This window comes from Streptomyces sp. MBT53 (genome assembly GCF_016654115.1).
Lineage (GTDB): Bacteria > Actinomycetota > Actinomycetes > Streptomycetales > Streptomycetaceae > Streptomyces.
Map to the genome: position 1 here is coordinate 1 of NZ_JAEQAZ010000002.1, position 25,224 is coordinate 25,224.

The window sequence follows — 25,224 nt, forward strand, 5'->3', positions numbered from 1 at the left end:
CATCCCGATCGTCGGAACGTACCTGTCGATGTTCCTCTTCGGAGGCGAGTTCCCCGGCCACGAACTCGTCGCCCGCTTCAACACCATCCACGTGCTGATCATCCCCGCCCTCATGGTGGGACTCCTGACCGCCCATCTGGCCCTGATGCTCTACCACGGGCACACCCAGTACCCCGGCCGCGGACGCACCAACAGCAATGTCGTGGGCATTCCGGCCAAGGTCCGTGCCGTCAAATCGGGCGGGTATTTCCTGCTGGTGACCGGTGCCGTCTTCGTCATCTCCGCGGTCGCACAGATCAACCCCGTCTGGCAGTACGGCCCTTACCGCGCCGACCAGGTCTCGGCCGGCTCGCAGCCCGACTGGTACATGGGCGTGGCGGACGGACTCCTGCGGGTGATGCCCGGCTGGGAGATCAATTTCCGGGGTCACACCCTGGCGCTCGACAACCTGATTCCGCTGACCGCGGGTGTCGGTTTCTTCCTCGCCCTGGGCGTGTATCCGTTCATCGAATCCTGGGTGACCCGCGATGTGCGCGACCAGAACCTGCTGGACCGACCGCGTAACCGCCCCGTACGAACGGCACTTGGCGTCGCGTGGCTCAGTTTCTACGCGGTGGCCCTGATCGGCGCGGGCAACGACATCATCGCCGTCCGTCTGCATGTCGCGGTCGAATCGGTGACCTGGGCTGTCCGCATCGGCCTCTTCCTCGTGCCCGTCACCGCCTATTCCGTAACGAAGCGATGGGCGCTCGGACTTCAGCGCAGCGACCGCGAAAAGGTACTGCACGGACGCGAGACCGGCATCGTCAAACGCCTGCCCGACGGCGAGTTCGTCGAACTGCACGAGCCGCTCGGCCAGGCACAACTCCACCTTCTCACCCAGCACGAGCAGTACCGTCCCCTCGGTCCCGGCACCGCGAATCCGCGTGCCGCCCTCCGCCTCGCCCGGTTCCTGCGGGCCCGTCTCAGCAAGAGCCTCTACGGCGAGGGCGCACAGATCACCAAACCGACGGCACAGGAATACGAGGACCAGCACCGGCCGGCCAAAGCAGTCCGCCTTCGGTGAGCAGCGCTACGGCGCACGCCTCAAAAGGAATCCGGGTGGCCCTTTCGGAGGAAAGGGCCACCCGGAGCGAACGGACTCTACTTCTGGCGCGTGAGCCAGTCGGCGAACCGCGTCCCGGCGATGTGTGCGTCAGGCCCCGGCAGGAGCGTGTTCTCCTCCAACTCGGCGCCCCAGTACGTCGCTTGGGGGTCTGTGACGATCTTGCGGGGGTCGTCCTGGGCCGAGAGCCCCATGCGGATGAACTCCTCCAGCTGGAACGCCTCGGGACCGGCGACCTCCACCACGCCGCCCACCGGGTCCCCGACCGCGGCGCGGGCGACGGCCTCGGCCACGTCGTCGGAGACGATGGGCTGGATCCTGGCGTCGGGCAGGTGCACGGTGTCGCCCTCGGTGACCCCGTCGGCGAGTCCCTTCGCGAACTCGAAGAACTGGGTGGCGTGGACGATGGTGTAGGGGTTGCCGGACGCCTTGATCAGGTCTTCCTGGACCTGCTTGGCTCGGAAGTACCCGCTCCCCTGGAGGCGGTCGGTGCCGACGACGGACAGCGCCACATGATGCGCGACGCCCGCCTCGGTCTCGGCCTTCAGCAGATTCGTCGTCGAGGTGCGGAAGAAGTCCATGACCGCCTGGTCCTCGAACGAGGGCGAGTTGGACACGTCGACGACCACCGCCGCGCCCTTCAGGACCTCGGCCAAGCCCTCGCCCGTCAGCGTGTTGACACCGGTGCTGGGCGCCGCGACGACCACCTCGTGTCCGTGCTCGCCGAGCCCGGCGACCACCTTCGAGCCGATGAGTCCGGTTCCACCGATCACTACGACCTTCATGACGGAATTCCTTTCGGGTTTGTCTGATGCCTGCATCAGTAGAGACCGGGCACCGGCTCTGTCTGTGACACCGCCGACTCGACCTATTCGACGAGTTTCCCCGCGGTCGACACTTCCTGCATCAGGGCGGAAATCTCGTCGGGCACGGCCGGAATGGATTCGCGCGTCACACCTGTCGTCGGGGACCACACGAGATTCACCCGCAGCGCGGAATCCAGGGCGGGATAGTCGCTGCGGTTGTGGCAGCCACGCGTCTCGCGGCGCTCCAGCGCCGATTCGAGGGTGGCCCGGGCCGCGAGCGCGGCCGACTTGAGATCGAAGGCGTGCGCCAGATCCTGATAGCCCGCGATGTCCGGGTGGATACCGACGGCCTCGATACGCTTCTCGATCACCGCGAGTTCCGCGAGTCCGGCACGCAGGCCGTCCTCGTCGCGTACGACGCCGGCGTGCTCGGTCATGGTGTCGCGGATGGCGCGTTGCAGGGCACGTACGTTCTCCGGTCCGTCGGCGGCGAGGAGTCCGTCGATCTCGGCGCGGGCCTGGGCGACGGCCGACGCCGAGCGCGGCTGCGCCGTGAGGGACTGCGAGTACGCGGCGGCGGCCCGGCCGGTGAGGCGGCCGAACACCAGCAGTTCGATGAGGCTGTTGCCGCCGAGGCGGTTGGCGCCGTGCAGTCCGCTCGACGCCTCGCCGATGGCGTAAAGACCGCGAACGTCGGTGCTGTGATCGTCCGGGCGCACCCACACCCCGCCCATCGAGTAGTGCGCGGTGGGCGCGATCTCGATCGGATCGCGGGTGATGTCCAGCATCTGCAGGTCCAGCAGGGTCTGGTAGACGCGGGGAAGCCGCGTCATGATCGTCTGCCGGGGCAGGTGCGAGACGTCGAGCCAGACACCGCCGTTGGGCGTGCCGCGCCCTTCCTTGATCTCCGTGTACGCGGCCAGGGCCACCCGGTCACGGGTGGAGAGTTCCATGCGTTCGGGGTCGTAGCGGGCCATGAAGCGTTCCCCGAGCGCGTTGCGCAGGATGCCTCCCTCGCCGCGGGCGGCCTCGCTGACCAGGGTGCCGGCGGCGTTCTCCGGTTCGATGATGCCGGAGGGGTGGAACTGCACCAGTTCGGCGTCGCGCAGCCGGGCCCCGGCCTCCACGGCGAGGCGGAAGGAGTCCCCGGTGTTCTCGTCGCGCCGCGAGGAGGTGCGCCGCCAGATGCGGGTGTGGCCGCCCGCGGCCAGGATCACCGCGTCGGCGTGGATGACGTAGCGTCGTCCGCTCGTGAGGTCGAAGCCGTAGGCGCCGAACACGGCACCCTCGTGGACCAGCAGCCGGGTGATGTACACGCCTTCCAGCACCGGGATGTCCAGTTGCTCGGCGCGCCGGATGAGGGTGCGCTGGATCTCCAGGCCGGTGTAGTCGCCGGCGAAGGCGGTCCTGCGGAACGTGTGCGCGCCGAAGAAGCGCTGCGAGATCCGCCCGTCCTCCTCCCGCGCGAAGTCCATGCCGTAGCGCTCCAGGTCCTCGATGCCGCGGGCGGCCCCCTGGGTGACGATCTCCACGGTGCGGGGGTCGGCGAGGAGGTAGCTCTCCTTGAGGGTGTCGGCGGCGTGCTGCTGCCAGCTGTCCTCGGGGTCCATGGTGGCCAGCGCCGCGTTGATGCCGCCGGCCGCGAGTGCCGTATGGGCGTCGTCCTTGGGGCGTTTGCCGACGGCGAGGACGTCGATGCCGGCCTCGGCCAGTTCGATCGCCGCCCGCAGGCCGGCTCCTCCGGTGCCGATCACCAGCACCATGGTCGCGAGACGTTGTTCGGTGACAGCCACGGTCCACTCCGATCACTGGGGTCTTCATCCCGTACGACCGGGCAGCCCCGCGATCTGTGACAGCTCAGGACGTGATGTCGCCGCCCAGCGAGGCCGCGTAGGGTGCGAGCTTCTCCGGGTTCATGACCCACATGGCCCGCTCGATGCCGCGTTCCGAGATGTCGAGGGTCAGCAGAACGACCGCCGTCCCCTCGGCCGTGACGAGGACGGCCGGGCCGCCGTTGGCCTCGACCCAGTGGGTCTCCTTCTCCGGCCAGAAGCGCGGCGCGAAGGCGGCGAGGTACCTGGAGACGTGCACCAGGCCGACGACCGGGAACTTGGACGCCCCGCGCAGTCCGTTCCCGTCGGTGTAGCTGACGACGTCCTTGGCGAGGATGTTCTCCAGCACGGCCAGATCGCCGGTCTGTGCCGCGGCGAGGAAGACCTCCATCAGCCGTCGGTGCTCGGTGGCGTCGACGGGCTTGCGGCGCTCCGACGCGATGTGCTTGCGCGCGCGGCTCACCAGCTGACGCGTGTTGGTCTCGCTGGTCTCCAGCATGTCCGCGATCTGCTGGTACGGGTAGTCGAAGGCTTCGCGCAGCACATAGGCGGCCCGTTCCACGGGGTTGAGCCGCTCCAGCAGGAAGAGCACCGCCGTGTCGAGCGCCTCGGCGCGCTCGGCGCCCAACTGCGGATCCGCGCGCGTGTCGACAGGCTCCGGCAGCCAGGGGCCGACGTACGACTCTCGCCGCACCCGCGCGGACTGGGCGACATTGAGCGCCAGCCGGGCGGTGACGGTGGCGAGGAACGCCTTCGGCTCGCGGACGACGTCACGGTCGGTGTTCTGCCACCGCAGCCACGCCTCCTGCAGTACGTCCTCGGCCTCCGTGGCGCTGCCGAGCACGCGGTAGGCGATGCCGAAGAGCTGGGGACGGGCCGCCATGAACACGTTCGCCGCCTCGTCGAGGGAGCCCGTGTCGTCCCCGATACCCATGCGTGCCGCCTTCAGTTCCGACCCGTTTCGCGCAAACGCCCGCTCATCGTACGGCGGCCCTCCCCCGCCGATCGCGCTCGGCGGGTTCCGCGACGGCGCGACCGCCGCGCAGGTCAGCTGCTCGTCTTCGCCCGGCCGACGGCGGCACGGTCGCCGTCGAGCTCGGCGACCATGCCGCGCAGGACGGGGCCGTACTCGGGGTGGGCGAGCGCGAACGCCATCTGGGCGACCATGTAGGCAGCCGGATTGCCGGTGTCGTACCAGCGGCCCTGGATGACCTGTCCGTACACCGCGCGGGTGGCCGCGTAGGCGTTGATGGCGTCGGTCAGGTAGACCTCGCCGGTCCTGCGCTCGTACCAGCGGCGGGTCTGCTCGCGCAGTTCGTCGATGATCCCGGGGGTGACGACATAACCGCCGATGGCCGCGTACGACGACGGCGCGGCAGCGGGCTCGGGCTTCTCGACCAAGCCGGTGATGCGCAGTTGACCGTCCCCGAGATCTTCCTTGACGATGGGCACCCCGTAGCGCTGGGAGTCGACGGGGTCCATCGGCATGAGGGCCAGTACCGGGCAGCCGGTCTGCTCGTACGCGCGGACCAATTGCTGGGCACGGGGGACCTCGGCCACGAAGACGTCGTCGGGCCACAGCACCAGCACGGGCTCGTTGCCGAAGGCCCGGGCGGCGTTCAGCACGGGGGTGCCGTTGCCGTAGGGGCCGTACTGGTCGAGGTAAGTGATGTGGCCCTGCCGGGCCAGCTCCGCGACCTCCTCCACCGCGTCCGCGTAGGCCGTCTTGCCGTCTTCGCGGAGTTGGTCGACGAGGGCGGGGTTGGGGCGGAAGTGCTCCTGGATCAGGGACTTTCCGCCCGAGACGACGATGGTGATGTCGGTGATGCCGGAGTCCACCAGCTCGCGGACGGTGTGCTCGATGACCGGCTTGTCGCCGACCGGCAGCATCTCCTTCGGTGTCGCCTTCGTCAGCGGCAGCAGCCGGGAGCCGAGCCCTGCGGCGGGAATCACGGCCCTGCGAATCGTCGGGGACATCACGTCTCTCTCCGGTCGAGCGTCATGTGCCTGTCGGCAGGCGCACGGAGCCGACGCTACCAACGGCCGGTGTCGAACCCGGCGCGGCGCCCAAGATGAAGATCGAGTACCGGCCATCTCCAAGCTCCGGGCGCCTGACGCTGCCGACATGCCGTCAGCCGCCCTTGCCGCACGGCCGCGCGTAGGCGGCCAGGGGTACGTCGGCGCCCCACTCTTGTTTGCTGAGCGGTGGCCCCGAGACGGCGCAGACGTACGCCGCCGCCTGCTTCGGTTCCACGAACCACGCGACACCCGTACCCGACGAGTCCACGCTGAACAGTTCCTTCCCGTCTGAGGTGAACGCGACGCCCTTGACCTGACTCGTGCCGGCGCTGACGACCGCGATCAGTCGGTCGTCGGCCGCCGGGCGGCGCTGAAGGTCCCAGAAACTGATACTGCCGTCGCCGTAACCGGCCGCCAGCACGGGTGCGCTCTGCCTTTCGGGCCCGCCAGGTCTGAAGGCGACTGAGTACACGGACCCGACTGCGGCTTTCAACGAAGGCAGGGCTCTCGGCTTTTCGGGATCGGTTGTGTCCCACAGCCGGACGATGCCCTCTCCGCAGCCGACGGCCAGTGTCGTCCCGTCTGGGGAGTAGGCAAGTGTGTTGGCGCCGGCGGCCGACGAGGCCAACGGGTGGGTCAGTCGGGTGGGCCGCTTCCCCCGGCTGGTGCGCCACAGCGTGACCTGCCCGTCGAGCGCGGCGGTCGCCAGGGTGTCGCTGTGCGGGCCGAAGGCCAGATCCTCGACCTGGGCCGATGCCTCCAGAGGGGCGCCGAGCGCAACGGGATCACTTGGGTTCTCGACGTTCCAGACGTGGACCATGTGGTCTGCGGTGCCCGCGGCCATGAGCCTGCCGTCCGGGCTGAGAGCCACGGAGAGGGCGAATACGCCGTCGTCCGTGACCCGCAGCGGCTGCCCCAAGAGCTTCGGCGCCCTGGCGTCGGAGACATCCCAGAGGACGACATATCCCGCTCCGAGGGCTCCGGCGAGGATGCGTCCATTGCTGGAGAAGGCCAGGGACTGCACTACCGAGGACGGCAAACGCGGTAGAGGCAGTGGCGCCAGGAAGGTCGGTTCACGCGGATCCGTGAGGTCCCAGAGCGTCGTGCGGGGTTCGTTGTCGCTGAGCGCGGCGACCCTGCCGTTCGGCGCCGTGGCCACCGTCTGAGCCGGTCTACCGGACCCCAGAACGCGGGGGCCGGAGAGTGGCCACACGCGGAGGCTGCCGTCGTAGTACCCCGCGACGAGGGCGCTCCCGTCGTGAGTGGGCGCGATCGATGCCACAGGGGCGGGTCCCGCCAAGGTCAGAACCGGTCGGAGCGTGTCCGAGGTGAGCAGGACGATCGAGCGGTCCACGCCTCCGACCGCGATGAGCTTGCGTGTCGGTACGTTCACTACATCGGCCTGGGCTCCGTCGGGCCCCAGCAGTACGGACGCCGACGAGGAGACGGTTCGACGTTCCTCAAGGCTCCAGACCTTGGTGGCGAGGAAACCGTCGTACGTCGTACCGAACAGTTGCTTGTCGTCGTCGCTGAAGGCGAGCGAGCCGATGTCGGAGAGCGGGCCACCGTGCGCCGGACCGTCCTTGACGAATTTCCCGCCTTCGCCCACCGCCCAGAACTGGACCTTGTGGGCGGAGGCCGTGGCAAGGAGCTTGTCGTCGTGGCTCCAGGAGATCGCGCTCGCCCAGGAACGCGGTTCACTCAGGAGCTGTGCCACCTGCTTGAGTGTCCGGGTGTCGTACACCAGGACCCGGCCGCTCTCATAGCCGACCGCGAGGCGCGTGCCGTGGCGGTCGAAGGCCATGGCATGAGCCATGTCCGGATCCTCGCCATCGCGTCGAGGAGACGGGATGGAGGGCAGTCGTCTGGGCGACTCGGGCCGCGTGATGTCCCAACGCCACACGATGCCTCCCGCGTCCGCCGCCCACAGGGTGTGATCGTCGGGAGAGAAGGCGAGGTCGTTGACCTTGGCGGTGGGATCCTTCAGCGGTGTTCCGACCGGACGGGGTTGGAACGGATCGCTCAGGTCCGTGAGGCGCACGCTCCGGTCCCGGCCCTGGCCCGACGTCGCCACGAGATCCTGTTTGTTGACCGCGGTGGCGTAGACGGCACCGTCGTGTTTGGAAAGTGGAACCTCCGGCGAGGTTCCGAGGGTGTTCAGGAGCGCGCTGCGGCCCGCCAGGTTCGGTGACTGTTTCCAGGCGGCCAGGCTCACCTGCATGGACGCGGCTTGCTGACGGACTCGCAGGCGGTTCGCGGCCTCGGTGAGATTCTGACTCTGCCGAGCTACACCGAGTTCCTTGTTCGTGCTCCTCAGCATGGCGAACAGCGGCGTGAGAACGGACACGGCCACGATCAACGCGACAAGCGCGAGTCTCTGTCCGCGCTGCAAGGCCGTATGCCGTCTCTCGGCGAGCTGTTCCCGCACACTCTCGTCGACGAACGCCGCCGTAATGGGCGCTACGGTCGCGTCCCGAATCCCCGTGCGCTCGACGGCCAGGTCGAGCCGTCCGCCCCGGTACAGCAGGGCGGAGTCGCGTCCGGCCGCCTCCCACGCCTCCGCGTCCATCCGGATGCGCCGGTCGGCCGCCTGGCTCTCGTGACTCTCCGCCACGGCTTCCTGCATCTCCGGCCAGTGCCGCAGCAAGGTCTCATGGGCGAGTTCGTACGTCGGTACCGGGCCGGCCACCTCCCGCATCAGGCCCGCCGCGGTGAAGGCGTCGAGGGCCCGGCGGGCCGCTTCGCGTTCGGCCGCCCGTTCCAGCAGTTCCGCCTCCGTGGCCTGGCGAGCGGTGTCCGGTGCGTCGTCACCGACGCACACCAGGAGGGGGAGCAGGGCCCGCAGGGCTTTCTGAGCGGCCGGGTCGAGGGTGGCGAAGACGGTCGAAGCCGTACGGGCCAGCGCCTTGGACGCCCCGCCGACGGCGAGGTAGTCGGCCACGGTCATGCGGAGTCCGTCACCGTGTTCGTATGCGGACCGCAGGGCATGCGCCATGAGCGGCAGGTTCTGGGGATCGACGACCGGCCGCCCGCCGGACAGTTCGGCGAGATCCTGGTGGACGAGGGCAGGCAGTCCGCCGTCCAGTTCCAGGCCCGCCCGCAGTGCCGGGCCTGTGATCATCCGCTCGATCTGCCGGTCGTGCAGCGGGCCCAGCAGGAAGGGGGCCGCCGCGGTTTCGTCGGTCAGTTGCTCGGCTGCCATGCAGGAGCCGTAGAAGTCGAGCTTGGCCGCGTACACCAGGACGGCCGGCGGCGGTTGGGAGCCGTTCGGACGCCACAGGATCTGTAGGGCCGTGAGGAACGCTTCCCGTTCCGTCGGTTCGGCCGTGAACACCTGCTCGAACTGGTCGACGACCATCAACAGACGCCGTTCCGCGCCCAGTTGGTGGTGCTGTCGCAGTGCCCGTCGTACCTCGTCGGCGAGGGCGGGGCCGCCGGCCGTGATCAGGTCGTGGAACCGTGAGTCGTCGGTTGTGGGCAGAGCGGCGGCCAGGGCGCGGGCGAGGGAGGCGATCGGGCGACGGCCGGGCTGGAAGAGGGCGACCGGCCAGTCGCTCATACCGGGAACGGGTACGTGGTCGGTCCGGACGGCCGCGAGCATCCCGGCCCGCAGGAGTGACGACTTCCCGGTGCCGGACGGAGCGGTGACCGCCAAGGGGCCCGGGTGGCGCACGCGATCCGCCAACAGCACTGTCAGTTCGGTGAGTTCACGTTCGCGGCCGTGGAAGAACGGCGCCTGGACCGTCTCGAACACGGCCAGGCCGGGGTAGGGATGCGCGCCGTCCGCGATGCGGGTACCCGGCACGCCGCGCTGCGGCCGTACCGCCAGGACGGTGTCCCCCACGGCGTCGGCGCCCAGGCGGCGCGGTCGGCCGGCCTGGTGCGGGAGGCGGCCGACGACCTCGCGATAGAGGTCGTCGAGGGTCACCTGCGGTCGGGCCCCCGAGGCGGTGGCGGACAGCACGTCGATGACCGCCGCGGTGAACGGAGTGACGACCGTCCCGGACGGCGCCAGTACGTCCTCGGACGCGGACGCCATCACGTAAGTCCGTGTGCCACCCAGCCTGTTGAAGGAGTGCGCCGAGAAACAGCAGTCCAGGACCACGGCTCGTGCGGTGGCCCGGGACGACAGCAGGTAGTTCGCGAGCATGGCGCACGGCAGCGCGGTGTGGGCGAGCCGTACGGCCTTGGTGCTGTCGGTCGCGCATGTGGCCAGATAGAGGTCGCCGCCGGGTCCGAGGACACCGTGGCCGATGAAGTACACCAGCAGCAGGCCCGTCGCGCGTTCGGCGGCGTCGGCGATCGCCTCGCCGAGTTCGTTGACGTCCGCCGGATCGGTCAGCAGCCGTACGTGCCGCTGCGCCCCGCACTCACCCGCACCGAGCGCCTTGGCCAAGGCCCGTCCGGACGCCGTCGCGGCCGGGACGTCCGGCAGCCCCGAACCGGCCGTGTGTCTGCCCGTCGATACGATGAGAACCTGGTCGGGAACGTCTTCGGGACCGTACCGGTCGGCCAGGGACATGCGGTCATCCCTCGGTGGATTCGGTGACAGCAGTACGTTCGCGGACGAACTCGGCCAGCCGTACGGCGTCCATCCGCTCGCACCGATCGGCCTTGACGGTGGTCACCGTGCCGTCCTCGCGCGTGATGGTGATCTCGACGTTCGACGTCCGCTCGCGCAGCCAGGTGACGATGACCGCGGCGCATCCGCTGACCGCTCCCGCGGCGACCGTCGCCAGGACCTCCGGCAGGCCACCGAGCGTGCCGGGCACCGCGCGTCCGCTCCTGAACTCGAAATGGCACCCGGCCGCAGCGCCCTCCGCCAACCGCCGCCAGAGTTCCGGCACCGCACCCGCCCCACCGGACTCGCCCACACCGATGGTGAATACCACTGGCTCCATTGTCTGCGCCCGTCCCCGTTCCCGCTGCCCGCCACCTGGGCACCGCCGCCACGATTCATATCGCTCAACCCGTTCCGTGCGGGTGGCGTCGGTACCCGCACCACCCGGACGAGGGATGGACGGTCAACGACCAGCGCCTAAGCCATGCCACAGTGACGGCATCACCCCCCTCCTCCATACTTTTAATCCTTGGATTGCAAGTATCGATCAGAACCCTCAATCCGTACGCACTTCATCCAAGCCTTGCGCTGAGATGGATAGGGGGTCTACCTTCTTTTCATCGCCCCGGGGTGAAGGACTGTGGGGCAGGGGATTGGGGGTTCGGCATGCTCAACATCGGACTGGGTGCCTACCGGACGTGGCCGGAGGACGAGCACGGGAAGTCGTCGGCCGGATGGCGTCCGGGGCTCTCCGACGAGGAGGTGTACGCGGCGGGGAACGGCCGCTGGAAGCTGGGGACGCGGGCGGACCGGGAACGGTACGTGGTGTTCAGCGCGATGGGCATCGTCGTCCTGGCCGTGGAGATCGACCACATCTCCGCCCCGGCCCCGGACGGTCGTCGCACGATCCACGGGACGATCCTCAAGCCCGGCGATCCGGTGTACGACAAGTACGTGGGCAACGAGTCCCCGGTCGAGAAGAGTCAGAACCCGGTGCAGTACTTCGACTCGCCGTTCGATCGCACCGACTGCGCGTGCGGGTGCGGCGAAGAGGTCCCGTCCGGACGCGACTTCCTGCCCGGGCACGACCAGATCGCCATTCACCAGCGGGTCAAGCTGGTCGGCGGTGTCCTGCCGTTCATGGACTGGTTCGACACGACATGGCCCGAAGCCAAGTCGCAGGCGTGACGGACTGAGCGCCGCCGGGGTCGGCGTCCACGAGGAGGACACGGGTCCTTTCCGCTCCTTCATGCGGCAGGCGTGGACCCGCCCTTCGGGCCGCCTGCAAGGTGGTTCATGGCCCGCTGCGCGAGCGTCTGCTCGTGCAGGCGGCGGGCGGACTCCAGCAGACGGATGCTGTCCGGTCCCCACACGCGGCGCAGGACGTAGCGTTCGTAGGGACCCTGCTGCATGAGTCAGGCGACCGGCAGGAAGAGCTTGGCCGCGCGGGCGGCCCGCCTGCTCTTGCGCGGGCCGAGGCCCATCGAGTTGCGCATCCTGGCCAGGAGTGTGCCCATGACGGGGAGTTCGATCGCCGTGGTCTGCAGCGCGTACGGGATGACGGCGCGCAGGTGTGACCAGCCGGGTGATCCCCCTGTTCGAGTTGCAGCGAGTCTGACCTCATCCGCCTTCCCGTCCGCCGGACAGACGGCACCGCCACCAGAGGTCGGAACGCCACTGCCGCTCAGCGGCGAACGGATCGGGCAGCGTCCGCTCGACGTACCTGGCATCCAGCTCGCGCACCTGGCGCTCCAGCTGGGCTCGGGGCCAGGGAGGCAACTGCTGCATGACCTCCTCGAGCACGTCGCGGGCGTGCCGTACGTCGTCCAAGGAGCAGCCGCGGCACGAACACTCCGCGTCCTGCGGATACAGGGGGCGTCGTCCGGGGGCCTGCAGAAACGCCCGATACCGCCGCAGCGCACCGTCGGTGGCACCCGGGCAGACGTAGTAGTCGCCCGCGAGCATCTCCACCCGATCTATGGCGGCGCTGGTTCGGGCAGAGAGCCCGTGGATTCGCTGCGGAGGCAGGCCCCGAGCGACACGGAGAGACTGTTCGGCGCGCAACGCGCCGGGCCGCTTACGCGGCATGGACCTTTCGGTACATGGACATGACCACCATCATGCCAGCACCTAGGGCCTTAGCGTCCCAGGTACCTGGTGAAGAACGGCGTGAGGTGAGCGGTCACCTGGTCGACGTACTCGGGGACGTCGTAGAGCGAGACGTGTCCGGCGCCGTCGACGACGGCCAGTTCCTTCGGGCTGCTGACCCTCGGCAGGAGCCGCTCGGCCTGCCACAGGGAACCCGCCTTGCTGCCGGCGACCATGAGGAGCGGCTGGGTGAGCAGGGTCTCGACCTGGTGGAAGGCGTCGTAGGCGTAGATGCTCGCGATGCTGGTGAACAGCATGCGGTTGTCGGAGCGGGCGTGCTGGGCGCGGGGGGTGCGGTAGTAGTCGTGGGCCTCGGCCATGTCGGGGACGGAGGTCTCGTCGACGGTCTCGGGCACGTAGGGCACGATCGCGGCGTCGGCGCCCTTGGCCTCGGCGGTCCGCTGCCGCGCCACCGCGTCGAGGGTCGCGAGCTGGGTGGCGACGGGCTCGGTGCCGTCCCAGCCCAGCCGGTAGGCGGCCCCGATGTCGATCGGGCTGACGGTGCCGACGGCCTTGATACGGCGGTCGGTCATCGTGGCGTCGACGGCGTAGCCCGCTCCGGCGCAGATGCCCAGCACGCCGATGCGGTCGGCGTCGACGTAGCCGAGCGTGGACAGGTGGTCCACGGCGGACCGGATGTCCGCGACGCGGGAGGCGGGGTCTTCGAGGTGGCGGGGCTCTCCGCCGCTCTCTCCCTGGTGGGAGGCGTCGAAGGCGAGGACGACGAAGCCCTCGCGGGCCAGCTCGGCGGCGTAGAGGCCGGCGGTCTGTTCCTTGACGCCGCCACCGGGGTGGACGGACACGATCGCCGGGTACGACCCGTCCTCGGCGAAGTCGTCGGGGAGGTGGAGGTTCCCGGCCATGGTGATGCCGGCGTTGTCGAAGGTGATGCTCTGCATGGCGCTTTCCTTTGTTGCCTGTTCAGCGGAGGGAGAAGGGGGTCTCTCTCCGGTCGGGTCAGGCCCGCGGACCGCGGAACCGGTCGGCAGCCGTTCGCCGCTCGGGCCGACAACCATGCAACCGGTGGATCGGCGCGTGAGGGAGTCACCGTCGAAAGGTGTAAAGGCAGGGCATCCCACCAGACCGTGCCGCTGCCTAGCCTGGAAGGCATGGACCACCGCAACGAGATCCGCGAGTTCCTGACCTCCCGCCGGGCCAGGATCACCCCCGACCAGGCCGGACTGCCCAGCCACGGGATCCGTCGGGTCCCCGGCCTGCGTCGCGCCGAGGCCGCACAGCTCGCCGACGTCAGCGTCGAGTACTACGCCCGCATGGAGCGGGGCAACCTCACCGGAGTCTCCGACGCGGTCCTGGACGCGCTCGCCCGCGCCCTGCGACTCGACGACGCCGAGCGCGCCCACCTCTACGACCTGGCCCGCGCGGCCGCACCGAGTCCGCGGCGACGCCGCACCCCGGCCTCTCAGCGGGGAGTGCGGCCCAACGTCCAGCGGCTCCTCGACTCGATGACCGACTCCCCCGCGTTCGTCGTCAACGGCCGCACGGACGTCCTGGCCGCCAACAGTCTTGGCCGCGCCCTCTTCGCACCGCTCCACACCGGCGCGGCCCAGCCGCCCAACCACGCCCGGTTCATCTTCCTCGACCCCCGCTCCCACACCTTCTGGGACGACTGGGACCACGCCGCGGACGACGCGGTGGCCCTCCTGCACGCCCAGGCCGGCCGGGCCCCCTTCGACCAGGACCTGACCGCCCTGGTGGGCGAACTCTCCACCCGCAGCGAGGACTTCCGCATCCGCTGGGCCCGCCACGACGTACGCCGCCACACCACCGGACTCAAAAGCCTGCGCCACCCCGCGATCGGCCCGCTGCGCCTCACCTTCGAGGCGATGACACTCGTAGCGGACACCGATCTGACCCTCTTCGTCTACGGCGCTGAACCCGGCACCCCCTCCGAGGACGGCCTGCGCCTGCTCGCCACCTGGACAGCCACCCACGATCAGCAGCGGGCGACCCCCGTCACCGGCGACGCCTGAGCGACTGTCCGAGGCGGTCGAGGCAACCCCGTTCACGTGCCCTGCACGGCGTGACCGCCTCGTTCACCGAGATCGGTTCGGACTTCGACGCGCCCCGTTCAAGAACGAGTGGCCGGAACTGCCTCCCGGCCATGAGGATGCACGTGGGCGAGGGCGAAGCTCGACAGCTCACGGGCGATGTCCGGGCCGCTCGGTGTGTAGATGACCTCGCTGAAGCCGTCTTCGACGAGGCGTTCGACGCTCTGCCGGATGCGGTGGATGTCGCCGACCATGGTGGTGTGATCGATGTGCTCCAGGAGCGCGCGGTCGCGGTCGGGCAGGTGGGTGACGTGGCCCTCGAAGGTCAACAGGTGGCGTGCCTGCGGTGGTTCGAGCGCCTCGACGGCGTCCCGCCACTGTCGGCCGCCCGGCAGGGCGTCCACGGCCTCGGCGCCGCCGTACGCGTAGGCGTTGTGCCAGTCCAGGACCCGCCACGGTCCGATCGCCCGGCGCACTCGGTCGCTGCCGGGGTCCTCGCCCGGTTCCAGGACGGTGCCGGACACCAGGGTCGCCGTGGGGAGGTCGGGGTGTACGGGTCCGATGATCCCGTCGGCGATCTCGGCCGCCAGTGCGGCGCCTCGCGGTCCGAACGCGCTGAGCCACAGGGGGACTTGAATCGGGCGCGACTGTGCGAGTCCGTCCGCGTGGAGCATTCGTACGGGCTTGCCGTTCACCAACGCCGTCTCCCCTGCCAGGAGTCGGCGCAGCACCCGTATGTAGTCACCCAACTCGTCGAGTTTCATGGGTGGTTGTCCGACCGTCAGGCGGGCGGTGAAGCCGGTGCCGAAGCAGGGCCGCAGCCGCCCGCCGGACAGGCGCGCGACGGTGGCGATGGCCGAGGCCGTCGCCATGACCTCGCGTTGCGCCGGGATCAGCACGGCGGTGGCCAGCCCGATCCGGCTGGTGCGTCGGGCGGCGAGTGCCAGGTGGACGAACGGGTCTTCCCACAGAGGTGCCGAGTCGTAGATCCACACCCGCGCGTATCCGAGCTGTTCGGCCAGTACCGCGAGTTCGGCGAAGTCGGGTCCCGGTGGCAGTCCGCACGACAGCTCGAACTCAGCCACGTGACATCTCGAAACCGCTCAGCAGCACCGCGTGCGACTCGGCCGCGGCCTGCCGCAAGGGCCGTGCTGCGGCGTAGGAATCGGAGTCGTACCAGACCTGGGCCGCTTCGACCGACTCGAATTCGAGAATGACCGTACGGTTTCCGTGCCATTCGCCTTCCAGTACCCGGGGTTGCCCGTCGACAACCAGCGGCTTGGCCCCGCCCTGTGCCATGGAGGGTGCGGCCGCCCGGCTGTACGCGGCCATCCCCTCGTCGTCCCTGATGGCTTCCGTGACGATGACGTATCCCTTGGGCATCGAATTCTCCTTTGGAACAAGCAGGTTGAGGATTTCTCGCACGGGGTACCGGTCCGGATCGGCCTCATACGCAGGTGGCGTTCAGTCGGTCTGCGCCTCCGACTCGGCGGACGGCCGTATGCGAACCCGCCCTCGAAGACGAGGTACCCCTTGCCGCGGTGGTCGGTGAGGGCGGCCACGAGCGTCAGGCCCACGTACGCGGTTCAGGCCGCGCCCGCCAGGAGGCCGAGGGCAAGCAGCGCTCCCGCGACGATCTCGATGCCGGCCGCGAGCCGTGCGTGCAGCCATGCCGGGCGCAGCCCGGGCGAAGCGACCAGGCGGTCGTACCGCGCAGTCCGCCCGAGCCGAAAGCCTTGTTCGCACCGTGGGCGATCAGCATCAGCCCGAGGGCCAGGCGGATCACCAGCATGCCCAGGTCATGGGCCATGACGGTCCCCAACTCCCTTGTCGAGCCGCTTGGGGCAAGGCGACTGCGACCGGCTACGTCGCTCCCGGCCCCTTCGCAAGGGCCGGTCGACGATCGATCTACGACTCGGTGCGATCAGGCGCTCTCGGTGACCGGGGCGAGTTTCCGGCTCTTGTCGAAGTGCACGACGTCGGCGAGCGTGCCGCCCAGGATCGCGGCGCGGTCCTCGTCGTTGACGCCCTCGAAGTTCTCGGCGATGCACTCCGCGCTGCTGCGGAAGGTGCCCTCCGCGTGCGGGTAGTCGTTGCCCCACATGACCGTCGACAGCCCGGTGATGTGACGCGCCTTGACGGCCGTGGGGTCGTCGGCGAACTGCACATGGATCTGGCGCTGGACGTACTCGGTGGGCTTGAGCGGGTAGGGCCACTTGTCGTTGATCGCGAACAGCCGCCCCATCGAGGGCTGTTCGTTCGCCGGACGATTGTCGTCCCAGAAGCCGAGCCACCAGTCGGGGTCCTGGCCGGTGCCCGTCTTCCACGCCTTGTCCATGTAGCCCATGAAGGAGACCAGCCAGCCGGCGGTGTACTCGATCAGGTTGAAGTGCAGGTCCGGGAAACGCTCGCACACCCCGCCGCCGACCAGGCTGGCGATGATGCCCTGCGGACCCGCAACGGCGGAACCGACTGCGGCGCCCATCGTGCGGCCCGTGACCATGTCGTCGGTCAGGTTGCCCTTGCCCATGTTCATGGCCGTCATCAGACCGCGCACGGTCACCGCCGTCTCCGAGACCTCCTCCTTGACCTTCACCCCGCCGGTGGCGACATGGATGAAGACCGGCAGGCCGTGGGCCTGCGCCGCCGCCCACACCGGGTCGTACTCCCGCGCGTAGTACGGCAACGGCGGAATCTCCGGGAGCAGGATCGCGCCGAGTCCCAGCCTCGCGCACCGCTCGATCTCCGCGACCGCCTCCGGGACGTTCGTCAGCGGGATCGCGGCCGTGGGGCGCAGCCGATCCTTGTAGGGGAGGTACCGCTCGACGAGGTAGTCGTTCCACACGCGCGCGTGGGCCATCGACAGCTCGTGGTCGTCAGTGAACAGGACGAACAACGAGAGGTTCGGGAACATCACCGAGGCGTCCACGCCGTCGAAGTTCATGTCCCGGATGATGTGATCGGGATCGCCGTCCGGAGTCTCCCCGCCGGTCTGGCGGTACTTCGAGATCGTCCAGCCGTCGAACCCGATCGTGTGGAGCTTCTTGAACTCCGTGTGCCCACCCGGAACGATCGGCTCGTCCAGGGTGAACTCCTCCTCCCACAAGGCGCGTTCACGCAGCGCCTTGGGCAGACGGGTCTTGAACAGATCGACCGGCTCGATGATGTGCGAATCGCCGGACACAACAAATTCCTTGAACACGGACGTACCTTTCGCCGAACCACGTTGTTCGTTCCAAAACCCACGCCTGGATGATGGAGAGCACGTACACCGACCGGATCGGATTCCGACGGCGGAGAATCGGTGTTCCGGCACGGAACACTCTCGAATCCATCGACCACTACCGCGCAGTGGGATCCCTCTGCCGAATTCGGAAGATCGGAATATGTACCGACCGGTCGTTCTAATCTAAACCCGCACCCGCCTCGATCGTCAAGTGGGGCGGACTACGACATTCCCACCCATCGCCGTACGAGGCGCGCGCAACCTGACGACACCCTGACGGCCAGGGTCACAACCAAGGGCCCGCTCGCGACGCCCCACGACCAACCCACGTACACACTGCGACCCCTCATTTCAAGCAAGGCCTCGCGTGACGGGCGGACGACATGGAGAACGTCCCGCGCTACCCATTCCAGCCTGACTCGATTACGTATAGCCTTCCGGCCTGCGGGCCGCTACTCCCGAGGCATCAACTGCCCCTGCCCTCATCGGAACAGGTCCGTCCGGTCGCCGGTCATGGAGTCCTCGGCACGCCGGCCGGCATGGTCTGCCGCGATGCCCGGCCCTCGTGCCGCGCGATCTCCACTCACGGCTCTCTCTTCACTTTCTCGGACGGCGGGGTCGCCGCGCGGTGCTGCCGTCCGCCGATCGCAGCGAGTGCCGGGCACTCGCCGACACATTGGGACGCAGACATGATCGAGTCGATCGGACGAGCCATCTCCTCACCAGGGTCGCGAGCCTCGCTCGCGCTGGTGTCGGCGGATCCGGCTCACGGTCTGCAAGACGAAGGAGGAACCCGCGACGGCGCGGGACTGCGCGAACCAGATGGTCGAGCAGAAGGTCGACGCGGTGGTCCTGACCAGCAGCGGTCTGGGCGACTCCATGGTGCCGATCGTGACGAAGACCGGTATCCCCTGGGCGACCGCCATCGCGGCCGGCAACTCCGAGGGCACCACCGCCAACGCCTTCTCCTGGACGGGCGGTTTCCCGACGACCATGACGTCGATGGCCGCGTACGCCAAGGAGAAGGGATACAAGAAGGTCGCCGCGTTCGTGATCGACGCACCGGCCGCAGTGAGCGGGATCGAGGCCATCGGCAAGCCGGTCTTCGCCAGGGCCGGTGTCGGCCTGCAGATCGTGACGGTGGCCGCGGGCACCCCGGACGCCTCGCCGCAGGTGAGCGCCGCGCTGCGGAACAAGCCCGACGCCGTCGCCGTCGTAGGCGAGTCGACGGTGTGCACCTCCGTGCTCCAGGCGATGAGCACGCTCGGGGCGGGGATCGCCCGGATGAGCGTCCAGTCGTACATGGCTCCCGAGGTCGTCCAGACGGTGGGCGCGGGCATGAACGGGCTGCAGGTGTTCAGCAGTTGCGACGTGGCGAGCAACGACATCGAGGCCCAGCTCCACCGCGAGGTCATGAAGCGATACAGCCCCGACACCCCGACCCAGGGGTACGCGGCGATCGGCTACCAGGGAGTGCTCGGTCTGGTGCGCGCCCTGCACGGGCTGACGGGCACGGTCTCGGCGAAGGAGGTCACCGGCACGGTGTCGTCCGACGGCAAGTTGGGGCAGCGGGGCGGTGTTCGGGACGCCGTCCTGTGACCGTGCACTGGAATCATCACAATGAGGATACTCATTAGGTCGATCGGGTAGTGAGGGACCGTCGCGGATCCCGCGACCCGGAGACCCCCACGAACGAAGGGTGGACCATGAGCAACTACGACCGCACGCAAAACGGGTCGGTATGAGGGCGCCCGGGCTCCCCGGCAGCGGCCCCTACGACGACCCGACGCTCGGGCTCGGCCTCCCCGAACCGGAGGGCGTCGCGCGGGTCGAGTCGTGGAGTCGGCCGGCGGGACAGGACGGCCGGAGCGCCGACGGGTACGGCGAGATGATCGCGCGCCTGCGCGGCTTCCTCGACTACGTCGCGGCGGCACGGCTGGACGCCGGCACGGTGGCCGCGCTGTCGGACGACCTCGGCGCCTGGTCCGAGCGCCTCGCCGACCTGGCCGTTTCCGAGCGCGAACAGGTCTTCGGGCACCGGGACGACATGCCGGGCCGGGGCCAGACGATGGCACCAGCCCTCCGGGTCCACGAGGCCGACCGGTTCAGCGTCCGGGGCACGGTCCGCTTCGGCCGGTACTTCCTGGGCGGGAACGGCGCGGTCCACGGCGGCGCCGTCCCGTTGCTGTTCGACGAGGTTCTGGGCCGGCTGTCGGGGTCGGGCGGCCGCAGCCGGGCCCGTACCGCCTATCTGCACACCGACTACCGGTCGATCACTCCGATCGGGGCCGAACTCGACGTGCACGGCTGGTTCGTGAGCGAGGAGGGCCGCAAGCGCGTCCTGCGGGCGGAGATCCGGCACAACGGGGTGCTCTGCGCGGAGGCGGAGGGCCTGTTCGTCACTCTCAAGCCCGGTCAGCCCTGACCCTGGGCAGCAAAAGGTAATGAACATTTCTTAGAAAGCATTGACGCTCGGTTCCGTCGGCGAAATAGTTCGACGCGGACCTACTCCGGCGAGGAGCAGACATGGCGATCATGCCCATCGAGTGGGGCAAGGTGCGGGAGTACGCCACCGCGACGGCGGCGCCCCGTCCCGCATACCTCGACGACCCGAACGCCCCGATCCCGCCGACCTTCCTGGCCACGGTGGTCCACTGGAGCACCATCGGCGAGACGGTCCGCGCGCCCGAGGTCGCCGAGGCGTGCGCGAGCGTCGGGATCGAGCCCGACGTACGGAATCTGCTCTCGCTGGAGCAGGAGTACGTCTTCCACGGCCGGGTGCCACGGGCGGGGGAAACGCTGCACAACTCCGAGCGCCTCCAGGACGTCCGGATCAAGCGGGGCCGAAGTGGGCCGATGGTGATCGTCCGCTTCCTGGTGTCCTTCCACGACGCCGAGGGACTGCTGCTCGCCGAGTGCCGTTACACCTCCGCCTACGTGCGCAAGGAGGCGTCGTGACCGGCCTCGAACCAGGTACCCGGCTCCCGGAGCGCGGGTTCGGGCCGGTCACGATGACCGACGTCGTGCGCTACCAGGGCGCGAGCGGCGACCTGAACCCGATGCACCACGACGACGAACTCGCCCGCGCCGCCGGGTATCCCGCCGCGTTCAGCGTGGGGATGCTCGGCGCGGGCTGGCTCGCCGCGTACTGCACCGACCACTTCGGCGAGGAGAGCGTGCGGCGCTTCCGCACCCGCTTCACGCAGGTGGTGTACCGCGGGGACCGGCTGACCGCGTCGGCCGAGGTCGTACGGCTCTTCGAGCAGGACGGCGAACGACGCCTGGAACTCGCGATCCAGCTGCGCAGGGACGACGGCGCGCTCGTGGTCGACGGTTCCGCCGAGTTCGCGCTGACGTGATGAACCCTCGGCGCCGAGAAGGGACAACGTATGGAGTCTGACGGTGAGTTGCGCACCGGGACGAGCGAACGTCCGGATCTTCCCGTCGCGTTGGTGATCGGCGGGGGCGGCATCGGCATGTCGGCGGCCCGCCGGCTCGGCCAGTCCCACCGGCTGGTGCTGGCGAGTCTGTCGGCCGCCAGGAACCCGGCACGCGAGGCGGCGTTGCGCGAGGACGGGATCGACGCGGTGGTGACCCGGTGCGACATCACGGAGCCCGACTCGGTCGCGGAGCTCGGTCAACTCGTCGCGGCCCGGGGCCGGTTGCGCACGGTCGCGCACGTGGCGGCGCTGTCCCCGTCGATGGGTGACTGGCGCACCCTGCTGAAGGTGAATCTCGTCGGGGCGACGCTCGTCGAGCGGATGAGCCTGGAGCGGGCGGTACCGGGCACGGCCGCGGTGTTCGTGTCGTCCTCCGCCGGACACCTCGCCGAACCGCCCACGCCGGAGATCACCGCCGTGCTCGACGAGCCGCTCGCACCGGACTTCGTCGAGCGCCTGGAGAAGCTGGTGCCGGAGCGGACGCCCCTCCAGGCCTACCGGCTCACCAAGTTCGCGCTGCTCCGCATGTGCAGGAGGCGGGCTGCGGTGTGGGGGACGAAGGGGGCCCGCATCGTGTCGATGTCGCCGGGCCCGATCGCCACCCCGATGGGTGCGCTGGAGTTCGAAGGCCCGCACCGCGAGGTCAAGTTGAGCATGCTGCGCCGGTCGCCGCTGGGTCGCGAGGGCACGATGCCGGAGACCGCCGACGCCATCGAGTTCCTCGCCTCCGACCGGGCCTCCTACATCACCGGAACCGATCTGCTGGTCGACGGCGGCATCCTCGCGGCCACCCGGTTCAGCTGACCGCGCCGTGGACCCACATCTGCAAGGGAGTTGAGCATGCCCGACCGGAACGACGGCGCCGACCTCGGCGAAGGCCCGCTGCACGGCATCGTCGTCATCGATCTCTCGACGACGCTGCCCGGCGCCCAGGCCACTCAGTTCCTCGCGGACGCGGGCGCGGACGTCGTCCTCGTCGAGCCGCCCGGCGGCAGCCCGTTGCGCGCGGACCCCGGCTGGCCCGGCCTGCTGCGCGGCAAGCGGAGCATCACCCTCGACCTGCGCGACGACACCGATCGCGTGACGCTGGACGGCCTGCTCGCCGGGGCGGACGTCGCCGTCGCCACGATGCGCCCGGCCGCGGCGGCCCGACTCGGCTTCACCGCCGAGGAGTTGGCGGTCCGGTACCCGCGCCTGGTCGCGGCACTCATCACCGGTTGGGGAACGCGCGGCCCCTGGGCCGACCGCAAGGGCTACGAGGCGCTCATCCTGGCCAAGAGCGGTGTCCTGCACTCCAAGCACCAGCTCACCACCGGCCCGGACCCCGCCCATGTCACCACTCCCTACGCCTCGTTCGCCGCGGCACAGGCAGCGGTCCACGGCATCCTCGCGGCGCTGCTCGAACGGGAGGAGAGCGGTCTGGGGCAGCTGGTGGAGTCCGATCTGGTGACAGGGGTCGGCGCGTACGACCCGTACAACTGGTTCTACGAGTTGGTCCTCGGCCGCTACCCGGACGCGTTCCGACCGGCGGGCGCCGCCTTCGACCAACAGGGCAGGCCCCAGGCCAAGTTGCTGTACGCGCTGCTCATCGCCGCGACGGCGGACGGCACTTGGCTGCAGTTCGCGCAGACGGCGCCCCGGCTGATGCGGGCCTGGCTGGACGAGCTGGACCTGAACGCCGAACTGACCGATCCGAAGTGGGAGGGCTTTCCTCTCCTGCCCACGCCGGAGCTGCGCTTCGAGTGGTGGAACAAGATGATCTCGAAGGTCGGGGAGCGGACGCTGAAGGAGTGGGAGGAGGCGTTCGCCCGCGATCCGGACGTCTTCGGCGAGCAGTTCCGTACGCCGGACGAGGCGCTCGACCACCCCCAACTCGTCCACGAGGGCCGCAGCGTGGTGGTGGACGATCCCGACCTCGGCCCGGTCCGCCAGCCCTCGACCCTGGTCCACGCGGCCGGACGTCCCCTCACCAGAATCCGGCGCGCGCCCCGACCCGGCGAACACACCCGGGAGCTGCGCGCCTTCGCCCGCGCCGCGACTCCCCCCAACTCCGCGGCTCAGCAGGGCCGTTGCGACCCTCCCCTCGCCGGTGTGACCGTGCTCGAACTGGGCGCCATGTACGCCGGGCCGTACGGCGCCACCCTCCTCGCCGATCTCGGTGCGCGGATCATCAAGGTCGAACCGCTCGACGGCGACCTGATCCGCATGATCATGGCGTTCCCCGAGGCGGGCGGCGCGAAGGTGCTCCAGGGCAAGGAGAGCATCGCCGTCGACCTCCGCTCCCCCGAAGGTCTGGAGATCCTGCGGCAGTTGGCCGGACGGGCCGACGTGGTGCTGCAGTGCTACCGGGCGGGTGCCGCGGCCCGGATCGGTGTCGACGAGACCTCGCTGAAGTCGGTCAACCCGGATCTGGTCTATGTGAACGCGCCCGGCTACGGGATCGACGGCCCGTACGGCTCCAAGCCCGCCTACGCGCCGTCCATCGGCGCGGCGTCCGGCGTCTCCGTGACCGACGCGCAGGTGGTCGGCCGTCCCGCGGCGGACCGTGACCAACTGCTGTCGCAGGCCCGCAAGTTGTACGCCGGCGGGACGGTCCCGGCCGTCCAGTCGGACGGGATGGCCGCCCTCGGTGTCGCCTCGGCCCTGCTGCTGGGGATCTACGCGAAGCGGCGCGGGGCCGAACTGACCGGCATCGTGGCCACGATGCTCGGCACCAGCACGCAGGCGCTGATCGCGCACAACACCAGTTACCCGGGCCGTCCGGCGCGCTCCCGGGTCGACTCCGACTTCCGTGGGACCGGTGCCCTGTACCGGATGTATCCCGCGTCCGACGGCTGGCTGTTCCTCGCGGCGCCGAAGGAGAAGGAATGGGCTCCTCTGGTCGCCTCCCTCGGCTTCCCCGGTGATCTCGTGGACGAGCGGTTCGCCACGGGCCGGGCGCGTGCCACCCATGACGACGCGCTCGCGGACGTACTCGCCAAGGTCTTCGCCACCCGGACGAAGGCCGAGTGGGAGGCCGACCTGACGGCATGGGACGTCGGCTGTGTCGCCGTGACCCAGGAACCGGCCGAACGGCACATGCAGGGCGACGAGTTCTACGCGGCGGGCTACGCGGTCGACGCGGTCAGCCCCGTCTTCGACGAGCACCGCAGGCTGGCGCCGCTGAACCGGTTCTCCCGGTCGACGACGAAGGCGGAGGCGGGCTGCACCGTGGGCCAGCACACGGACGCGCTGCTTCGGGAGCTCGGGTACGACGAGGCGCGGATCGCCGGTCTGCGGGACGCGGGGGTCGTACGGTGACGTGACGGCCGTAGGGAACGGCTGGGGGCGAACGGCCGTAGGCGATGGGGTGTCAGCGCCGTTCGCGCCGCGCCCGCGCCTCGTCCTCCATGAGGTCGTACGTCACGGCCGAGACCGGCGCGGTGAGCATGCCGACCCAGCCGTCGATGTAGTTGTTGAGCTGGGCGTCGCTGATCGGGTGCCGGTTGCGCGCGTGGTCGCCCAGGAGGTTGAGCACGCTGTTGTAGAGCTGTACCTCGCGGCCCCGCCGTACGCGGTCGGGGAGTGCGCCGAGCAGTTCGGGCACCAACTCCTGGAGTACGTCGGTGGCTTCCTCGATCTGTCGCGGCCAGTACTCCGCGTCCGAGGTGGCGGGTGCCAGCCGGGCGAGGAAGGGGACGAACATCTCGCCGGCCTCGATGCTCTCGATCAGCGGGCGGACCACCAGCCACACCGCCGCGAGGGGGTCCTCGGCGACGCCGTCGGCGCGGGCCTCCTCCAGCAGGACGGCGCGGCGCGCGTCGATGGTGCGGTAGCGGAAGGCGATCAGGTCCCGGACCAGGCCCGCCTTGGAGCCGAAGTGGTAGGTGATGACCGACGAGTTCGACTGGCCCGCCTCCATCTGGATCTCCCGCAGGGTCACACCTTCGACCCCGTGGACGGCGAAGAGCCGCTCGGCGGTCGTCATCAACAGCTCGCGGGTCGCCTCCCCCGTGGTGTGCCGGCGTCTGCGGCCCGCGGCCTTCTCGTCCACTGCCATGGTCCTCATGGTGGTAGATGCGGCGCGGCACACGCAACG

Annotated in this window: 22 protein-coding genes and 1 pseudogene; 9 read left to right on the top strand and 14 right to left on the bottom strand. The window is 69.6% G+C overall.

Translation table 11 applies throughout. The features are described from left to right. Nucleotides 1-1,066 (top strand): cytochrome b N-terminal domain-containing protein (locus JHN45_RS01040; protein ID WP_201047607.1); only part of this gene is annotated, 1,066 nt, incomplete at its 5' end. A 77-nt stretch (nt 1,067-1,143) separates the two neighbouring features. Here JHN45_RS01040 and JHN45_RS01045 read toward each other — a convergent pair. The 6 genes from JHN45_RS01045 to JHN45_RS01070 all read right to left on the bottom strand — a co-directional run bounded on the left by JHN45_RS01045 (nt 1,144) and on the right by JHN45_RS01070 (nt 10,654). After that, nucleotides 1,144-1,890, bottom strand: a complete 747-nt coding sequence (locus tag JHN45_RS01045) for an SDR family oxidoreductase (RefSeq protein WP_201047608.1) — start codon at nt 1,888-1,890, stop codon at nt 1,144-1,146. 83 nt (nt 1,891-1,973) lie between these two features. Continuing rightward, the gene (locus tag JHN45_RS01050; protein WP_201047709.1) at nt 1,974-3,674 is read right to left on the bottom strand and encodes an L-aspartate oxidase; all 1,701 of its coding nucleotides are present in this window, start codon (nt 3,672-3,674) and stop codon (nt 1,974-1,976) included. Between the two features lie 94 nt (nt 3,675-3,768). Beyond that, the gene (locus tag JHN45_RS01055; RefSeq protein WP_201047609.1) at nt 3,769-4,677 is read right to left on the bottom strand and encodes an RNA polymerase sigma-70 factor; all 909 of its coding nucleotides are present in this window, start codon (nt 4,675-4,677) and stop codon (nt 3,769-3,771) included. Between the two features lie 113 nt (nt 4,678-4,790). Beyond that, nucleotides 4,791-5,720, bottom strand: a complete 930-nt coding sequence (locus tag JHN45_RS01060; protein WP_200714715.1) for a UTP--glucose-1-phosphate uridylyltransferase — start codon at nt 5,718-5,720, stop codon at nt 4,791-4,793. Nucleotides 5,721-5,874: 154 nt separating this feature from the next. Continuing rightward, nucleotides 5,875-10,284, bottom strand: coding sequence for an AAA family ATPase (locus JHN45_RS01065; RefSeq protein ID WP_201047610.1), 4,410 nt, complete (start codon nt 10,282-10,284; stop codon nt 5,875-5,877). A gap of 4 nt (nt 10,285-10,288) precedes the next feature. Beyond that, nucleotides 10,289-10,654, bottom strand: a complete 366-nt coding sequence (locus JHN45_RS01070) for a hypothetical protein (RefSeq protein ID WP_201047611.1) — start codon at nt 10,652-10,654, stop codon at nt 10,289-10,291. A 335-nt stretch (nt 10,655-10,989) separates the two neighbouring features. Here JHN45_RS01070 and JHN45_RS01075 point away from each other — a divergent pair, with 335 nt between their 5' ends. Further along, nucleotides 10,990-11,511 carry a hypothetical protein gene (locus JHN45_RS01075; RefSeq protein WP_201047612.1) on the top strand — a complete coding sequence of 174 codons (522 nt, stop codon included), beginning with the start codon at nt 10,990-10,992 and terminating at the stop codon, nt 11,509-11,511. A gap of 59 nt (nt 11,512-11,570) precedes the next feature. Here JHN45_RS01075 and JHN45_RS01080 read toward each other — a convergent pair whose 3' ends face one another. From JHN45_RS01080 to JHN45_RS01090, 3 genes are all read right to left on the bottom strand, one after another. Further along, nucleotides 11,571-11,735 carry a hypothetical protein gene (locus JHN45_RS01080; protein WP_201047613.1) on the bottom strand — a complete coding sequence of 55 codons (165 nt, stop codon included), beginning with the start codon at nt 11,733-11,735 and terminating at the stop codon, nt 11,571-11,573. A 208-nt stretch (nt 11,736-11,943) separates the two neighbouring features. Next, a complete protein-coding gene (locus JHN45_RS01085; protein ID WP_236583068.1) occupies nt 11,944-12,288 on the bottom strand; it encodes a hypothetical protein in 345 nt (114 codons plus the stop codon). Nucleotides 12,289-12,461: 173 nt separating this feature from the next. Beyond that, nucleotides 12,462-13,370, bottom strand: coding sequence for an alpha/beta hydrolase (locus JHN45_RS01090; protein WP_201047615.1), 909 nt, complete (start codon nt 13,368-13,370; stop codon nt 12,462-12,464). A gap of 210 nt (nt 13,371-13,580) precedes the next feature. On the opposite strand from JHN45_RS01090, the gene JHN45_RS01095 reads away from it, so the two are divergent. Beyond that, nucleotides 13,581-14,462 (top strand): helix-turn-helix transcriptional regulator, encoded by an 882-nt coding sequence (locus JHN45_RS01095; protein ID WP_201047616.1) that lies wholly within the window; start codon nt 13,581-13,583, stop codon nt 14,460-14,462. A gap of 98 nt (nt 14,463-14,560) precedes the next feature. Here the strand turns inward: JHN45_RS01095 and JHN45_RS01100 are convergent, their stop codons facing one another. The 4 genes and pseudogenes from JHN45_RS01100 to JHN45_RS01115 form a co-directional block, all read right to left on the bottom strand. Then, nucleotides 14,561-15,565 (bottom strand): LLM class flavin-dependent oxidoreductase, encoded by a 1,005-nt coding sequence (locus JHN45_RS01100; RefSeq protein WP_201047617.1) that lies wholly within the window; start codon nt 15,563-15,565, stop codon nt 14,561-14,563. Further along, nucleotides 15,558-15,863 carry a DUF1330 domain-containing protein gene (locus JHN45_RS01105; RefSeq protein ID WP_201047618.1) on the bottom strand — a complete coding sequence of 102 codons (306 nt, stop codon included), beginning with the start codon at nt 15,861-15,863 and terminating at the stop codon, nt 15,558-15,560. The genes JHN45_RS01100 and JHN45_RS01105 overlap by 8 nt, the downstream gene beginning before the upstream one ends. 203 nt (nt 15,864-16,066) lie before the next feature. Further along, nucleotides 16,067-16,290 (bottom strand): annotated as a pseudogene (locus JHN45_RS52690) (DoxX family protein). Between the two features lie 114 nt (nt 16,291-16,404). Beyond that, the gene (locus JHN45_RS01115) at nt 16,405-17,664 is read right to left on the bottom strand and encodes an amidohydrolase family protein (protein ID WP_201047619.1); all 1,260 of its coding nucleotides are present in this window, start codon (nt 17,662-17,664) and stop codon (nt 16,405-16,407) included. Between the two features lie 801 nt (nt 17,665-18,465). Between JHN45_RS01115 and JHN45_RS01120 the strand changes: the two genes are divergently transcribed. The 6 genes from JHN45_RS01120 to JHN45_RS01145 all read left to right on the top strand — a co-directional run bounded on the left by JHN45_RS01120 (nt 18,466) and on the right by JHN45_RS01145 (nt 24,446). Then, complete coding sequence (locus JHN45_RS01120) at nt 18,466-19,305, top strand: ABC transporter substrate-binding protein (RefSeq protein WP_307783016.1); 840 nt, start codon at nt 18,466-18,468, stop codon at nt 19,303-19,305. A 142-nt stretch (nt 19,306-19,447) separates the two neighbouring features. Continuing rightward, nucleotides 19,448-20,131 carry a PaaI family thioesterase gene (locus JHN45_RS01125; protein ID WP_201047620.1) on the top strand — a complete coding sequence of 228 codons (684 nt, stop codon included), beginning with the start codon at nt 19,448-19,450 and terminating at the stop codon, nt 20,129-20,131. Nucleotides 20,132-20,232: 101 nt separating this feature from the next. Further along, the gene (locus JHN45_RS01130; protein WP_200708698.1) at nt 20,233-20,664 is read left to right on the top strand and encodes a MaoC family dehydratase N-terminal domain-containing protein; all 432 of its coding nucleotides are present in this window, start codon (nt 20,233-20,235) and stop codon (nt 20,662-20,664) included. Then, entirely contained in the window at nt 20,661-21,065 is a 405-nt protein-coding gene (locus JHN45_RS01135) for a MaoC/PaaZ C-terminal domain-containing protein (RefSeq protein WP_201047621.1), read from the top strand. The genes JHN45_RS01130 and JHN45_RS01135 overlap by 4 nt, the downstream gene beginning before the upstream one ends. A 30-nt stretch (nt 21,066-21,095) precedes the next feature. Continuing rightward, nucleotides 21,096-21,950 (top strand): SDR family oxidoreductase, encoded by an 855-nt coding sequence (locus JHN45_RS01140; RefSeq protein WP_200708700.1) that lies wholly within the window; start codon nt 21,096-21,098, stop codon nt 21,948-21,950. A 36-nt stretch (nt 21,951-21,986) separates the two neighbouring features. After that, on the top strand, nt 21,987-24,446 hold the full coding sequence (locus tag JHN45_RS01145) for a CoA transferase (protein WP_201047622.1): 2,460 nt from the start codon (nt 21,987-21,989) through the stop codon (nt 24,444-24,446). A 52-nt stretch (nt 24,447-24,498) separates the two neighbouring features. Here the strand turns inward: JHN45_RS01145 and JHN45_RS01150 are convergent, their stop codons facing one another. Then, a complete protein-coding gene (locus JHN45_RS01150) occupies nt 24,499-25,185 on the bottom strand; it encodes a TetR/AcrR family transcriptional regulator (RefSeq protein ID WP_200708702.1) in 687 nt (228 codons plus the stop codon). Between the last annotated feature and the right edge of the window lie 39 nt (nt 25,186-25,224).